This is a genomic window from Endozoicomonas elysicola, assembly GCF_000710775.1.
In the GTDB taxonomy this organism is placed as follows: domain Bacteria; phylum Pseudomonadota; class Gammaproteobacteria; order Pseudomonadales; family Endozoicomonadaceae; genus Endozoicomonas; species Endozoicomonas elysicola.
Genome location: NZ_JOJP01000001.1, coordinates 5,350,742 through 5,365,495, shown reverse-complemented (window position 1 = coordinate 5,365,495; position 14,754 = coordinate 5,350,742). Strand labels below are relative to the sequence as shown.

The 14,754-nt window shown below is 49.3% G+C and carries 11 protein-coding genes; 1 reads left to right on the top strand and 10 read right to left on the bottom strand.

What is annotated here, in order from left to right; translation table 11 throughout:
- Positions 1 to 28: 28 nt before the first annotated feature.
- The 3 genes from GV64_RS22590 to GV64_RS22580 all read right to left on the bottom strand — a co-directional run bounded on the left by GV64_RS22590 (position 29) and on the right by GV64_RS22580 (position 7,178).
- Positions 29 to 3,148, bottom strand: a complete 3,120-nt coding sequence (locus GV64_RS22590; RefSeq protein ID WP_236632982.1) for a chondroitinase family polysaccharide lyase — start codon at positions 3,146 to 3,148, stop codon at positions 29 to 31.
- Between the two features lie 5 nt (positions 3,149 to 3,153).
- Positions 3,154 to 4,704: a sulfatase-like hydrolase/transferase gene (locus GV64_RS22585; RefSeq protein WP_020581860.1), complete on the bottom strand. Its 1,551-nt coding sequence runs from the start codon at positions 4,702 to 4,704 to the stop codon at positions 3,154 to 3,156.
- 281 nt (positions 4,705 to 4,985) lie between these two features.
- Complete coding sequence (locus tag GV64_RS22580; protein ID WP_020581859.1) at positions 4,986 to 7,178, bottom strand: autotransporter family protein; 2,193 nt, start codon at positions 7,176 to 7,178, stop codon at positions 4,986 to 4,988.
- Between the two features lie 476 nt (positions 7,179 to 7,654).
- Here GV64_RS22580 and GV64_RS22575 point away from each other — a divergent pair, with 476 nt between their 5' ends.
- The gene (locus GV64_RS22575) at positions 7,655 to 9,115 is read left to right on the top strand and encodes an OprD family outer membrane porin (protein ID WP_020581858.1); all 1,461 of its coding nucleotides are present in this window, start codon (positions 7,655 to 7,657) and stop codon (positions 9,113 to 9,115) included.
- 64 nt (positions 9,116 to 9,179) lie between these two features.
- Here the strand turns inward: GV64_RS22575 and GV64_RS22570 are convergent, their stop codons facing one another.
- The 7 genes from GV64_RS22570 to gspH form a co-directional block, all read right to left on the bottom strand.
- Positions 9,180 to 9,968, bottom strand: a complete 789-nt coding sequence (locus tag GV64_RS22570) for a type II secretion system protein N (protein WP_152554163.1) — start codon at positions 9,966 to 9,968, stop codon at positions 9,180 to 9,182.
- Between the two features lie 7 nt (positions 9,969 to 9,975).
- On the bottom strand, positions 9,976 to 10,503 hold the full coding sequence (gene gspM / locus GV64_RS22565; RefSeq protein WP_020581856.1) for a type II secretion system protein GspM: 528 nt from the start codon (positions 10,501 to 10,503) through the stop codon (positions 9,976 to 9,978).
- Complete coding sequence (gene gspL / locus GV64_RS22560; RefSeq protein ID WP_020581855.1) at positions 10,503 to 11,789, bottom strand: type II secretion system protein GspL; 1,287 nt, start codon at positions 11,787 to 11,789, stop codon at positions 10,503 to 10,505. The genes gspM and gspL overlap by 1 nt, the downstream gene beginning before the upstream one ends.
- Positions 11,789 to 12,823, bottom strand: a complete 1,035-nt coding sequence (gene gspK / locus GV64_RS22555; RefSeq protein WP_020581854.1) for a type II secretion system minor pseudopilin GspK — start codon at positions 12,821 to 12,823, stop codon at positions 11,789 to 11,791. The genes gspL and gspK overlap by 1 nt, the downstream gene beginning before the upstream one ends.
- Positions 12,820 to 13,467, bottom strand: coding sequence for a type II secretion system minor pseudopilin GspJ (gene gspJ, locus GV64_RS22550; RefSeq protein ID WP_157236961.1), 648 nt, complete (start codon positions 13,465 to 13,467; stop codon positions 12,820 to 12,822). Before gspJ ends, gspK begins: the two co-directional genes overlap by 4 nt.
- Before the next feature lie 125 nt (positions 13,468 to 13,592).
- Positions 13,593 to 13,976, bottom strand: coding sequence for a type II secretion system minor pseudopilin GspI (gspI, locus tag GV64_RS22545; RefSeq protein WP_020581852.1), 384 nt, complete (start codon positions 13,974 to 13,976; stop codon positions 13,593 to 13,595).
- On the bottom strand, positions 13,973 to 14,614 hold the full coding sequence (gene gspH, locus GV64_RS22540; protein WP_020581851.1) for a type II secretion system minor pseudopilin GspH: 642 nt from the start codon (positions 14,612 to 14,614) through the stop codon (positions 13,973 to 13,975). Before gspH ends, gspI begins: the two co-directional genes overlap by 4 nt.
- Between the last annotated feature and the right edge of the window lie 140 nt (positions 14,615 to 14,754).

The window sequence follows — 14,754 nt, the reverse complement described above, 5'->3', positions numbered from 1 at the left end:
GAGAGAGAAAGCCAGCCCAAAGGTTGTGTTATTTCTTTAACTCAAACTCAATATTTCTTGCCTGCTCTGTCGTAATGGCAAGCAGGGTATTTCCGTTCTGGTATCCCTTGATCACGACATCATCAGGAAGGGAAGACGGCTGCCACTGGCCTTTAAGCTCCAGTGTCAGAGTGTGAGGAATCGAAGGTGCTTTGCGCCATGACCGTGAGTAAATGCTGACCTCCTTTTGCACACCCTGCTCATCGTACTGGCTTTCATCCCTGCCCTGGTAAAGGCGAAGGTCTGGGTCAACCAGGGTAAGCGACAGCTTGTTTTCATCGCCTTCGGTCATCAGCAGAACCGGCGTATCCACCGAGGCTACAACGCCGGCATCTACGACACCTGCACTGAACAGGGCGTAACCGGTCATGCCTGAAGCCTGGTCTTCTACCACATGGGCCTGACTGTCTTTCCGGATAACCTGGTAAGGTTTCAGTTCAGAAGACAGGCTGTTTTTGAACTGTGCTGCTTTTTCCACAGTGGTATTCACCAGCACTGCGTACTCATAACCGGCATTTTCAGGTGCTTTACCATGGCTTAACACAGCTGTGGCAAACTCACCATGGGTGACTTTGCTGTTTTTCTGGTGACGGGATTCCTGCTGTTGCTGCTCAATCAGAAGTGACTGACCTTCCGGCAGGAAATAAGCGTTGCTGTTTGGATCCATCAACAGTGTGCTGCTGGTGGCCAATTGCTTTCTGTCGCCTGAAGCAAGCTTATTGCCATTGATGGTGGTGGCTTTGGCATCAGACCTTACGGCATGCTGGAACAGTGTTGTTTCCGTGTTGTGCTGGTCATCGGCCGTTTTGATGCCACTGCCCAGGGCAACAATCCGGTCATCAAAGAAGAATACGGATTTATTGGCGCTGAAGCTGCCATCGTATTTCGGATGTCCTTCAACAATGGTGGCAAAAAGTCCATTGTCGTTCATGGATAAAGCACCGTTAAAGCTCTGAGTCGATAACAGCATCTCTTCCAGACCACTGAAGGTGTCCACATTCAACAGATCGGCATTCAACTGATCGACAGGCAACTGAACGGCAGTGGTTCCCGGCCAGCGAGCCCAGTTCCAGCCATCGTGACTGAAGGCCCGGTTGTCAGGATTTTCTGGCAGGATTTCCAGAATGCCGTAGTTGATGTAACGGCCATAGCGGTTGGCATTGGCATAGGTTTCATGACTGACCAGATAACGGCTGAAACCACGGGCTCCTGCCACCCAGCCATCACGGCGGTGGAGGGCAAGGCCTGCGTAGTTCATTGACCAGTTACCCACAGCTGGCTGGTTTGCCGAGATACCCATGCTAGTAAACTTATCCACAAGTGCGGGGGCAGGGGAGTCCGTCAGTCTCAGCCAGGTTGCGGCCATTTCCTGATCAATGGTCTGCCCGCCATCCGGTGTGCCTGACAGTGCCATATAGAGGAAAGGATCGGTTTCCATGGACTCTTTGCCGGTTGGGTGACGGCCAGCAATGGACATCAGTGTCCTGTTCTGGTTGGCATAGACAGCAGTCATCAGTGTGGCGTTACGCAACAGGGCATGAGCTTTCTGGCTGATTGCGTAGTCTGTACCACTCAGCATGTAAACGACTGGCGTCAGGCCTCTTAAGCCCCCCTTGCCATAAGCCGGGTAGTGCTGGGAGTGATGGAACATGGAGCCATCTTCCTTGAAGCCACCCGCTGTTCCGGGAGAAGTTACCAGTGATGTCGAGAGCCATTGGCTTAACTGGCTTAACCAGCGGGCCTGTTCATTGCTGTCGCTGATCAGCAGGATGCTCGCCAGGATTCCCTGCAGCTGGGTGTTCATAACATCAATGTTAAAGCTGTCAATCTGGTCCGCTGGCTCGAAGATACGACCGGCACCGGCAAACCAGGACAGCATCTGCTGGGTACGCTCAAGGCGGTTTCGCTCATTCAGTACGTCCTGCATCAGGAAGTGAGCCTTGAACAGGGGGCGCAGGGAGTAGCCAAAGTGATGAACGGTACCCAGGGAACTGCCATAGGCAAAACCCTGATCATCAAAGTAGTCGGCCAGGTTAATGAACATGGTGGCCAGTTCTTCCCTGGTGACTTCATTGTCGGTGCCGTGCCAGGCGGAAGCGATGTCCATCATCAGCTCACCGTAAGGCTTCAAGTCGGCATTCTTGAACAGCAGATCACTGGCCTGGTCATCCAGTAAGCCCTTATTCACGCCTTTATCGAGGAAAATTTTCAGGCGGTTGGTGTTGTCCAGGGGGATACCAGTGGCCTGACCATGTTCACGTTTGATCTGGTAGCCGTAATACTGGTCTCGAATGGCTTCCAGCTTTTTATCCGTTAATGGACGAACCTCATCCATCAGCAGGGTATTAAACCTTTCGGATATCACTGCTTCCGTGGATGCTGAGTTGGAAACTGCGGCTTTTTTCGCCAGTTGATCAAAACGGTACAGGCTCAGCCAGTGGCTGTTTGGAGCGCTGTCAGCCGCCAGGTTGACAAAGGGGAGCTGGTTATCACGGGTTGGCCAGCGGGGATCAACAGGGATGCTCAGCATCATCTGGTCAATATACAGGCTGCCGCTGGTGATGCTCTCTGGTGCAATCAGCGTCAGACGATTCATCATTTCAGTGGGGTTTCCTTCCATCTCCCCAAAGGGAACAATGGCATGACGCCAGCCGGTAAAGTCCAGCTTCATTTTGAACTGTGTTTTCACCTGGTCATCTTCACCAAACTGGAACGTCAGGTGATCATTAACTGGCGCTTCGCTGTAGATCCAGACCAGAAAGGAATGTCGTGACTGGTCGGAGCCATTCGCCTTGAAATGTTTGAAGCCAACAGGTTGATCAAAAGTCAGTTGACTACCATTGTTGAAATTCCACTGAAGGGAGTGCGCTCCATCGCGGTAGTGCTTCCCGGATAGCTGGATGGTTGAGTTGCTGTCGGTTGAGATGGTTTCTGGCAACCCATTCTCGAAAAAGTACATCGCTCCACCAGGCTGGTGGTCGCTGACGCCCTGGGCTGTTCTGGTTTCTAATGAAGAACAGCCGCTCAGCAAAAGGGCTGCACTGACAGCCGCGGTTAGCAGCTGTCGTTTTTTAGCAAACGGTATTACTTTCATGAACTGTGGATTCACTGCAATCAGGCTCCCTGAAGGTCTTTGGCAGCCTTGGCTTCGTTAATGGCTTTGCGTTTTTCGATGATAGCGTCCATGGCACTGCCACCGGTGTGGTTCGGATAGCTCGGCTTATGGCTGCGCCACTGGGGATCCACGGTGACCGACTGCTGATAGAAATTATCGTTAGTGGCGGCTACGTAGTTCTTGAAGCGCTCACGCATATCGGCGAGGACCTCTGAATAGGCTGGATCATTGACCAGGCTGTAGTTTTCACCCGGGTCTTTTTTCAGATCAAACAGCTGCTCGTCGTTGTTTTCGCGATAAACGGTGTACTTGTAGTCTTTGGTGCGCAGCATGCGAGCGGGCATGTCGGTGGTTTCATTGCGTTCACTGAACCACTGGCTCACCACTTCCTGGCGCCAGTCAGCGAGCTCGTCACCTTGTACCAGTGGCATCAGGCTGCGGCCATAAATACCTTCCGGAGCCTGCAGGCCGGCATAGTCACACAGGGTGGGAACCAGGTCGCACAGAGAGCCAAGGGCATCGACGGACTTTCCTTTTGGAATACCTGGGCCTGCGAGAGCAAAAGGCACATTACTGGTTTCTTCATAGAAGAAGGCGTGTTTAGTGACCAGACGGTGGCTGCCCATGGCGTCACCATGGTCACTGAAGAATACCACCAGGGTATTGTCAGCTTTGCCGGATTTTTCCAGGGCTTTCATTACCTGGCCAATGCAGGTGTCGCCCATCCCGGTGTAGTGGTAGTAGGCCTTCAGGTACTGTTGATAATTCTTATCGGTCCAGTGAGAAGCCTGTTTTACGCGGAAATGGTTACAGCACTGATAGGTGACACCTGCTGGCAGACTCTCCCAGTCCAGTACTTCAAAGTTATCGGGTAATTCAGGCAATTCCCCAATGCCGGGAATGTCGCCATGGGGGCCTTCAAAGGCACCGACCCAGCTGCAGATATTGTGGGGGTTGTTAAATTCAACGGCCAGCAGAAAAGGTTCTTCGCCTGGGTCCTGGAAAAACTCCAGTGCTTTCTGCAGGGCAAACAGATCCTCCCGAGAGTCGTAATCCACCGGGAAGGCTTCCGGTGCGGTGAGTGGCAGCTGCGTTTCCGGGGTTGCATCAAAACCTCTCAACGCGCCAAAGTCATGGCGTTTGCCATAGTGCACGCAGTTGTAACCGGCTTTGCTGAAGATATCGCCCAGTGTGGTCAGTTCGGTTGGAATATTGGCACTGTCATTACCGGTGACACCGGTAACCTGAGGCAGGTGGCCAGTCCAGAAACAGGCTCGGGCTGGAGAGCAGAGTGGGTAAGGCGTATGAACCTGCTCAAAGCGGGTGCCCGCATTGATGATCTTATCGATATGATCGGTTGGTGCTACCGGGTTGCCGTAAGCGCCAACGCCTTTCTTGGAAAGCTGGTCTGCAGTAATGATCAGGATGTTGGTTTTTTCCGACACGGCTTTTGTCGGCTGACTGGTATTACAGCCGGTTAATGCCACTGCTGCACCACTGGCGGCCAGCCCCTTAAGGAAGTGTCTGCGTGAAACCCGGGATTTACTCATAATGATGTTCCTGCCCATGCCAGTATACGCTGAATGCTGACTGAGGATTTTATGTTGTTTTGTAAAATCGAAAATTGATTTGGGTTAAAAATGTAATCTTTGTATTGATAAAATCTTTCGGTAGTCTTTCGAATTTGGCTTTAAACCACAAAGGTTACGAAGAGCACAAAGAGTTAAAAAGGATCTTTTCTTTGTGAGCTTTGTGGTCTCCATGGTTCAAAAGGTAAAAAAAGCCCCTGACCTGTGGTCAGGGGCTCAGGAGTATCAACGGGGATGTTGAATTAGAAGGCGTAGTTCATACGTGCCTGAAGCTGGGTGTCATGGCCGTCATCTACGAAGTCATGTTGCAGACCCAGGCCAAGGCTCAGGCCACCGTCGATGGTGTAGTCAAAACCAGCTGCCAGGTTGAGCTGAATTTCAGTAGAGCCGGTGGCAGTAGTGATTTCACCAGCAACCGATGGGTCCAGAATGATAGAGCCAGAAATGTCGTGGTTATCGGCATTAAAGTCATACCAGCCCATGGCGGTGAAATGAGGCGCCAGAATGCCGGGGCCTACTTCATAAGTGGTGCTCATATTGAAACCCGCACCGAGCTTCACCTGCGTGACGCTCTGTCTGTCATAAGCAAGAGAGGCAACAGAACCGGACTCATCGTAAGCTTCGATGGACACATTGTTCAGCTCACCAGCAATGATTGGCTGAAGCAGCAGGTTGTCGTAGCCCAGATCCATACCAGCAGTTACGCGCAGACCGTAATGGAAAGCTTTGTATTCGCTGTTTGCTCGATACTCGGTGACTCCAGAGGTACCCTCGCCAATTGTACGATAACTGTCGTAATAGTCGACACCAGCATTCACAGAGCCAGTTGTAAAGTAATTGTCCTGGTTCCATAAACCATAGGCTGAGAACTGATAGGTATTTACTTCATGGTTTGTGTCATAAACGATGGTATCGATATCCTGATAGCTCTGGCTGAAGGAGAAGCCAGTAACCAGATTTTCAGTCAGATCACCATCAATACCGAAGCTGAATCCCATGCCCTGAACATCGTAACCATCAATACGTCCGTCGACGTTTTTCTTGGCATCATTCCCGTGAACACGCATCCAGAGTCCACTGCTTGCGGCATTTACTGCATGGAACTGGTCGGCACGAAGGCTGTTCAAGCGATTGTTGATAGCGTCAAACTGCTTGCTCTGCACTCGTTGAGCTGCATGCAGGGTTGCACCGCTTCGATCTGGTGTCAGCTCACCAGAGAGCTGAGCTGCTGCAGCACCACTGACGTTGAGGAGGTTAGCCAGCTCAGCATAAGGATCACTGCTGAATGTGATCGCATCTTTGGTTGTTTCTGTGTTATTTACCAGTACCTGAGCAAATGCACCGATGACGCCCTGCTCTGTCGTATCTGCACCAAAAGCACCAGCTTCAGCAGCCAGCTCATTTGGATCCAGCTCTTCCTCGTAAGTAAGCTCAACTTTGATGCTGTCTTTATCACTATCAATAATTTCTACATTCGTCAGCCAGGTGTTTTCTACAGTGAGATTGGTATCTGCACCGTTGATTTGATCCGCTGAGATCAGAGTGTGAGTTCCGGCGATCTGTTCAATATCACCAGAAACCTTAATCACGTTATTGCCTTGGAAGTTAACATCACCATTGACTTGAAGAACGGCTTCATTTTCAGCCAGAGAGCCATCAATCTCCATTTCCAGAGTTGAGTCCTTCTTCATTTCAAATTTGCCGTTATTTAGGCTGTCCTGTGATTCTCCGTAGTCAATCACATCAAAAACGATAGTTTCATCCTGCGCTCTAAGCAGCATATAGCCACTGGACTGAACGTTGACTTCGGCAACATTGGCAATGAGCTTGCCATCGTAGATAGCTTTATCACCTGCTACCCCGTAGAAGGCAACATAACTGTTTTTCTTGCCACTGGTATTCAGCTCTCCTTCTTTGTTATTCATATAAATGTTACCAATGATTTCACCTCCAGCGCCTTTCTCTCCAATTTTCAAGGCGTCAACGTGATCACTGGTAGCTCCGCGAAGGTCAACTGCTATCTGTTCCTGTGTTCCATCATTATGGGTGACAATACCACCAATAATTTTTCCATAGTTTGTGATATAGCTGATGCTTCCGCCATCCTCTACTTTGATGGCTGCACCATTAACTGCTTCCATAGTTCCGTGGTTGAAAACAGACTTTCCACCTGCTCCAGCTTGAACATGAATAGCATGATCAGAGCCTTTCAAAATACCGTGGTTGGTTATATTTTGTCCGCCTTTTGCTCCTGTGAAAATGATAGCACTACCAGCTTCGTTTATTACGCTATCAGCGGCATCAATGATGACTTCAGCATCAGGGTCAACGATTGGAGGAAGCTCTGCGGCAACAACATTACCTGCCATGCCGGCCATGGCTGAAGAAATTGCCAGTGCCAGTAGGGTTTTTCTGCCTGCGTTCATTGTTCTCATGATATTTACTGCCTGATTGATATACCCATCGCCGTACGTAGACCGAGCCTTTTAATGTGTGTTTTCTGTGCGAGGCACTGGCCGGTGTCGACACTATCGCAGGAAATACTGATAGGATTTGAAAGAAAAAGTGTTGATCCAGATTAATAAATGTAAAGAAATTGAAGGGTTTTGAATGAATATTGTCTATTTGGATCTGTTTTAGCTTATTTTTACGCCTCTTTTTGATTACGTTTGTGAGGTTGCTTAGTATTTTGATCCATTCTGATGAGGATTTTGCCTGTTTTTTGAACAAAAACTATCTATTTTTGACAAATGTCTGACAAATCCCTTACCCCGTTGACCGAAGTCAATAGTGTGCTCTTTCATATGACTTTCATATCTTTGAGAATACTCTCGAGCAGAATGATTACGACAAGCTTTTAAAAGCCGTTGAGCAGCAGGCAGAATTCAGGGTCATCAGGAGTAAGGTGGTAATGAGGAAGGCAGTAACCGGTTTTGGGGTGTTATTGATAGGGGGCACTCTTTCCTGTCAGGCTCTGGCAGCTGACTGGGAGCAGATGGGAGATGAGTTCTTCTCCGGGGCCAGTTCTGATGTTTTTCTGGGAATGAACAGTAAGTTTCGGGAAAAGTTTTATACCAAAGATGGTAATGGCGATACGCTTGAAGATTACGAAAATAATGGTGAAGCCCAGCTGACCATGGGGGTCAATTTTATTTCCGGTTATATCGGCGACACTTTTGGTCTGGACCTTTCTGCTTTGAGCCGAAGCGAGCTTTACAGTGAAACAGCGACCGGTTATAGCCTTTATAATTATGGCATGAAGATCCTGAAGCAGACGGATTGTTACTACACAACGGGTAACAGCCCTCAGTACCGTTGCGATGGTTTTTCCGGTGCGTCTGGTATCACACAGATCAATTTTAAAATGAAAGCCGGTGAAGGCGATGAGCGGCTTAACTTTAATACTGGGCTGGGTTTCTATAATGGTGGCTTGATATCTTCCAGTGATGAAGATGATGTAATTCCTACTTCCTATACCGGTTTTGAATTGGATGGCCGCTGGGGTAATACCCGCCTGGATTACGTTTTCGTAAATGGTGTGATGTCTAACGACGACTCTGGTGTGCAGGATGTTATGGCAATGCCTAACTACGCCAGTCATATCAATTACAGCAGTCCGGAAGCTATTGAAAAACGAAAGATTGATTTTGTACATTCCATCGGTCTGACCCAGAAGATTGGTGGTTTGAACCTGACCCTTGCTGCCGCTGATGCCCAGGAGTATCTGCGTCGTTACCATGCCCGTACTGACTATACACTGAAGTTTAACAAGCGTGACAACCTGATGTTCCGTGCGCAGTACTACCGTAATCATCAGTACGGATCAGTCTGGGAGTGGGAAAAGACAGAAGGGTACCCTGCGAAGTTGGAAAATCAGCCAGACCAGACCGAGCTGATGAACTACACGGTTGCCTGGACTCTGTCTCCATGGACTATTGCCTTCCACCATACCCGGATTGGTGACGGTGGCTTCAGCTACGGTTTTGGTAACGTAAAAGGTATTCTGAAAAATGATACTGCAGGTAACTACGGCAGTATGAGAAGACCAAACGGTCAGGTCTGGGCTGTTGAGAATACTCTGGACTTCCGTTATAGCCGCAATAAGTGGTTGAAGGGATTAAAACTGACCTACGGTTATCACTACGGTACATACTTTAGTGATAACTCCCGCGATGGTGAGACCGACATCATTGGTGATACCTCTGAAGACGAACATGCCTTTACTGCTTCCTATCTTTTCCGTCATGGGACATTGAAGGGGCTGAGTTTTAACCTGAAGCAGGCTTTCTACAATGACAAGGGCCACAAGTATAATGAGGGTAAGATTAACGACACCAAGTTTGATATCGCCTACAGTTTTCCTCTGAAGTAATCCCCAAACTCCTGAGGTGTGTTCAAAACCGGCCGATAGGCCGGTTTTTTTTATACAACAATTTTTACTTAACGATTCCTCTGAACCTCAAAGGGTAAGCACCGTTACTATCTGCCCTACCCAATAGACTGAAGCCTTGCTTCATATTGTCTGGTAAGGAGGAGTTGGGTGTCATTTTTCCGGTAAAGGTATAACGCCCACTGGTACCGATTTGAAAATCACCGTAGCTGTTAATGATGGGAGATTTCTGACTGACTTTGGCGATCAGGTTTTTGTTTTGGCAGCTTAACTCTGCAGTAGAACTCCCCAGATCAAACTGGCCAAAGGGTGAAGATAAGCGGCTGCTGGTCCATTCTGCATCCCCCCTTAGCTGGGTACAGCCGCTGTTATTCATAACCAGTTCATCCAGTTGTAGAAAAACATTGCCAGTGAGTTCGCCAGGCACCTTGCCTCCGGTAGCACTGACCAGCCACTGTGCAGTGGTGTCCAGCTCCAGGTTTTCCAGGGTCAGAGTTTGCTGGTCAAGAGTGACGATACCCTCTCCTTCAATGGGAGAGGCAGCCCCCCCCAGCTCTATGGCTATTTTCAGATCACCTTGTAGCAATGAGCCCGTGTCAATCTGCCAGCGAATAGAGGGCAGTACCAGAGGTGTTCTTGATAGGGCCAACGTTATGCTTTCTGCAGAACCCTTCCAGGGAGTACCGTTTATACCGGCTAGCTGAACGGGTAACTGATCCGTTGGTAGATACTGCCAGAGTTTTTCTGCTGGCATATTGGCAATCAGAAAGCCACTGTAACTGACCAGGCCAATGGTTGAGAGAAGTACGACCTTACCGATTTTTCTTCGTTTCATATTCTGCTCAACCGCGTTCAAGTTGTAGTCGCTGAACTTCTACAGATCCACTGGTATCAGTGGACTCCAGCTGTATGTTTTTGACCTTTATCCGATGTTGCTGTTCGAGCATCGTCAACCAGTCCATCAGAGTATCAAAACGGGTGTTAGCCAGATCAATATCCAGCATTTCACCCCGGTTTTGTACCCGTTGGATCACCAGCTGATATTTACCGGCCAGTTGGTGAACCACTTGATCCATAGGTGCGTTGCTGATGTTTCGTGCTGTTGCACCTGCTGCTTTCAGGCTGAGAATCTGCTGGGCCTGCTGATGTACCATTGATAGCTGAGCACGGCTGGCAGCAAGTTTTTTCTCCGCCAGAGCCTGCTGCTCAGAAAGGGGAGCGACAAGTCCCCGCCAGATTACCCAGATAAAGAGAGTGACCAATGCCGCGGATGTCAGCCATTGTTCTCTTTGGGAAAGCTGTTGCCAGCGGTTGTTGATGCTCTGCCAGAAAGGTTTCAGCTCACTGAAGGTATTTGTAAGAACGCTCATCAGGACACTCCTCCCGATATGACCAGCATGCCTGTGACTTTATCTCCCGTTCTTTCAAGCGCCTCAATAGCTATATTCAGTTCCTTGGTTCCACCCTTGCCAAGGTCTGTTTCAAACCGCTCCCTAAAACGGGTAAAAAGCTCGAAGTCGCTGGCTTTGGCCTGTATACGCAGACTTTTTCGTGAGTCGTCATAGTCCATTGAACTGGCCTGCAATTCTGGAAAAGCATTCAGAACCGGCGTGATCTGTGCCAGCATGGTCAGCATGCTTTGTGCATTGTCTTCTGGTTGCTGAAGTGCGGCCAGTTTCTGTCGAATCTGGGATTGCAGCCTGACAACCCGTTCACCGGGGAAGAGTTGCTGATAGATGCCATGAGCCTGTTGTTGAAGGTTTTGGGTTTCCTGTTCAAGCTTCTGAGTACTCAATACTGAGTTAATGGTCAGCAATGAAAGCAGCACGCAGCCCATAATAGCGATGGATCGCCAGGGAAGCAGGCGTTGCCGCCAGGGCGAAGCGGGTTGCCACTGACCCTGTAAAAGGTTGATTCGGGTGTTGCTGGCTTCAGGTATTAGAAAGCTCAGGGGGGATAGGTTATCTTCCGTGGAGCGTGATGGCTCATTCAGAGGAAAGTCTGATGTGCCATTGGCCTGAGTAACCTCAAGATCAGGCCTGTCTTTTCGTAACCCATCCAGAAACAGCGGTAACCATTGATGTTCACAAGCGGCTATTTGCCACTGTCCATATCGAGCAAGTACCAGGCCGTCGAATTCTAACAGACAGCAATGATCATCCATTACAGGTAACAGCAGTGCATCTGGAATCCAGTGTTTGGTATGTACACCAGCCCGGGCAAGCCAGTTTTGCCACAACATCATGTCCGATTGGCGGGTAACGCCAAGATGAACCCAATCCTTGTCCTGTCCCAGAACGGCAAAATGCAGACTTTCTACATCTTCACTGATTTCATCTTCAAGACGCCATGGTAACGATTGACGAATAGCAGGCGTCAGTCGCCCTTGTACCGGTAGTGAGTGAACAGTAACTCTGGCAGTGGGAACCAAAACGGTGACAGCGCTTTCAGAAAATGCGTGCCTGGTGGCATCATCACTGGTTATTTCGGAGTCGGCATATTGTTCGATGAAGACAGCAACCGTTGGCCAGGAGCCACTGGCGATGGTATTGCTACTGGCTTGTTCAGGGGCGGCCTGTTTTCCCTGAGACTGGAGCAGCCAGTGAACCGGCTGATCCGGCTGATCGGGTAGTCTCAATAACAGATGAGAGTTCATTACATTCCTCCAAATTTACGGCGAATGACCGCTAATTGGTTCTCTTTTGAGGAGCTGCCATTGGAACGAGCCAGGAGGCTTTTTAATCTGACTTCGTTTTCGCCGTAAATGGCTGTTGCATTCATTTCAAAATAGTTACTGACGATGCTCAGCCGTTTTGTCACGCCGGTACTGCTGAAGTTGGCCAGTAAAGGTTGGCTGGTAAAGTCCGCGACGGTGTCCCAACCCTCCCGGGGGCGGTTTTCCAGAATGGAGAGGGCATGGTCAACCGGTAGCTGGTCAATATACAGTGCCGCCAGCAGTTCAGGGTGATCGACAGAAATTGTATTGATATTGATGGCCAGCTCTGGTGTTGGGAGTGAGCAGAGATAGGGCATTACTTTTATGGCGATCGCTTGTGAAACACCGCCTACCGCCCGCCATTCACTGACATCCCGCATCAGGCCCTTACCACTGAGGTAGGGCAGGGGGCGCGCTAGATAATCCATGTCCGTGTCACCACTGCTGACATTGTCACTACTCACCCAGTTCCGGGTGGCATTAGTTATTTGCTCTGACTCCCAGAGTGGCACATCAAGATATTGCAGCAGTGCGGAGAAAACTTCACCTTCTGGTGTTTTTTCTGGAGCGGGTGACGTTTCTGATGGTGCTTTTGCCAGGGCATTAATATTGAAGCAGGACTGGGCGTCTTTCAATTGGCCTGCAATATGTCCACCTTCAACGGGCAGAATAACATTGCTCGAAGCCCAGTATTGGCCAAGGTGGGTAACATCGGGATCGTCTTTAAAGTTTTGTTTCAGGGTTTTGATCGCAAGACTTTCGCCGGAAAGTGCATACCAGCGAGCCTGCTCTCTCTGCTGGAACGATTGAGTACGTGTCAATTGTGTTCTGAAAGATAGGGTCAGTTCATTGGCCAGCAATATCAGCAAAGTCAGCATCAATAAAACACTGAGCAGGGCAATACCTTGCTGGCCATGACGATCATTACCAGCGGTACTGCTTTTTAGTGGTGAATGTTTCCCGAAAGGCATCATGAGGCCGGCTGCCATGAGGAGGGCAGTATATAGCGTCTCTCTATACGTCCTATGTCGTTCATGTTGAATTCTATGGCTAAACCTTCTGGCAGGGTTTCACTATCAGGCTGGGAGGCACCACCGGGTAAAGAGTCGAGCCATTGACCATTCATAAAAAAGCGGAACTTCAGGGAGTCAATATTGGTCAACAGGACTTGAGTGACAGGCTCAACATTGATGGATGCTGGATCCAGTACATGGTGATACTGACGCTCAAGCTGGTTATCTCTGAGCCGGTAAAAGACACGCTGTAATTCCGGTCTTGGCAAACGCTGATCCGGGTTGTGCCAGCCATACCGGACCAGAGCCAGACCTTCATCATCACTATCGAGCATCTGTGAGTCACTGAACAGGCTTTGTCTGGTAACACTGTTGTCTACCCGGGTACCCCGGTCTGCAATTTGTTGTAGATCCTGATCAATCAACAGCAGTGTGTACTGCAGCTGTCGCAGGCGATCGTTTTTATTAAGTACTACATCGTGGGCCGTCATGACACCCTGAAAAATTTGCCAGGCACTGAGGCTGATAATGCTGAAAATAGCGATGGCCGCCAGCATTTCCAGCAGGGTAAAACCCTTTTGTTGATATGAGCACTTATCTGGCATCCTTTTTCCCAGATAGAACAAAGGATTTTTTTTGAACCACAAAGGCACAAAGAACACAAAGGAAAAGAAAGACTCTTCTTTGTGTCTTTGTGTCTTTGTGGTGAAATCTTTAACTCGTTCCATCATCACTGCCTGACCATATAACTTCTCAACGTTGCCAGAACAGGACTTTTCTCATCCTCTTGCATGCGTACTTCAACATCAATGGCCCGGAAGTCATCATCAGCCGTTTTGACACTTCGAAAACGGGTAAACCACTGTTGTCCTGCCAGCTCGTGCTCTTCCCGCTGCCAGCTGAGTGTTGGCCACTGCTTTTGCAGATGAAGCTCAGTCATCTGGTTGTCGGCGATCAGACGAGCCAGGGTGCGTTGTTCCAGTATCGGGGTGTTGCGCACACTTTCGCCACTCATGGACAGTACCGACATCCCGGCAATGGCCAACAGTGCCAGTGCCAGCAGTACTTCCAGCAATGTGAAGCCGTATTCGTTTATCTGATAGGAAGGCATCATCGTTCAGCCCCTTCCACAAGCGCAATGGCACCGTGTTCTTCTATGTTGACTGAGAATATGCTGTTGGAACTGTTTTCTGCCGTAGAAAAAATTCTTAACTCTGCTGGTGAAATATCTCCCGAAGCCCAGAAGAACAGGTCTGGTTCAGCTTTGGATTCGTCGTTGGAGTCAGGTGATGCCTCTTCATCAGAAAAGTCAAAGGTAAACCCTTTATCCTTTTCCAGCTCCAGAGTATCTCGCCATACTGACTCCCCGGGAAAAATGGCCAATCTCAGGGCACTACTTAACGCTACCGGTGAGAGCGTCCGGTTGTCAGTGACAGGCTGCCACTTACCTTGTTGATAAACCAGAAACCGATATCCATCATGTGTCTGTTGCAAGCCCATATCCTGGCCACTAATCAGTGCCTGTTCCTGAAGGCTCTGCGTCAGCATAACCAGCCGTCGGGCTTCTTTTTGCATAAGAGCACCGCTGTCATCAGGTATCAGTGATGGAAGGATCGCAGATATGGCTAACCCGAGAAGTACCATAACCAGCATGATTTCCAGCAGTGTGAAACCTTGAATTGCTGTTGTTTGCCGGGCTTTGTGTGGAGATGAAGAACGGGTGCAGGCAGAAGGCTCCTTACTATGTGGCATGCCAGGTATGCATTCCCACGCAGAGCGTGGGAACGGGGATGGAGTTGTTGTGTCTTCTGGCAAAGATGGTTGCCACGGAGACACAGAACAACGGAGAAAAGACAAAGCTTTTACTCTGTTTCTTTGTACCTCCGTGGTGA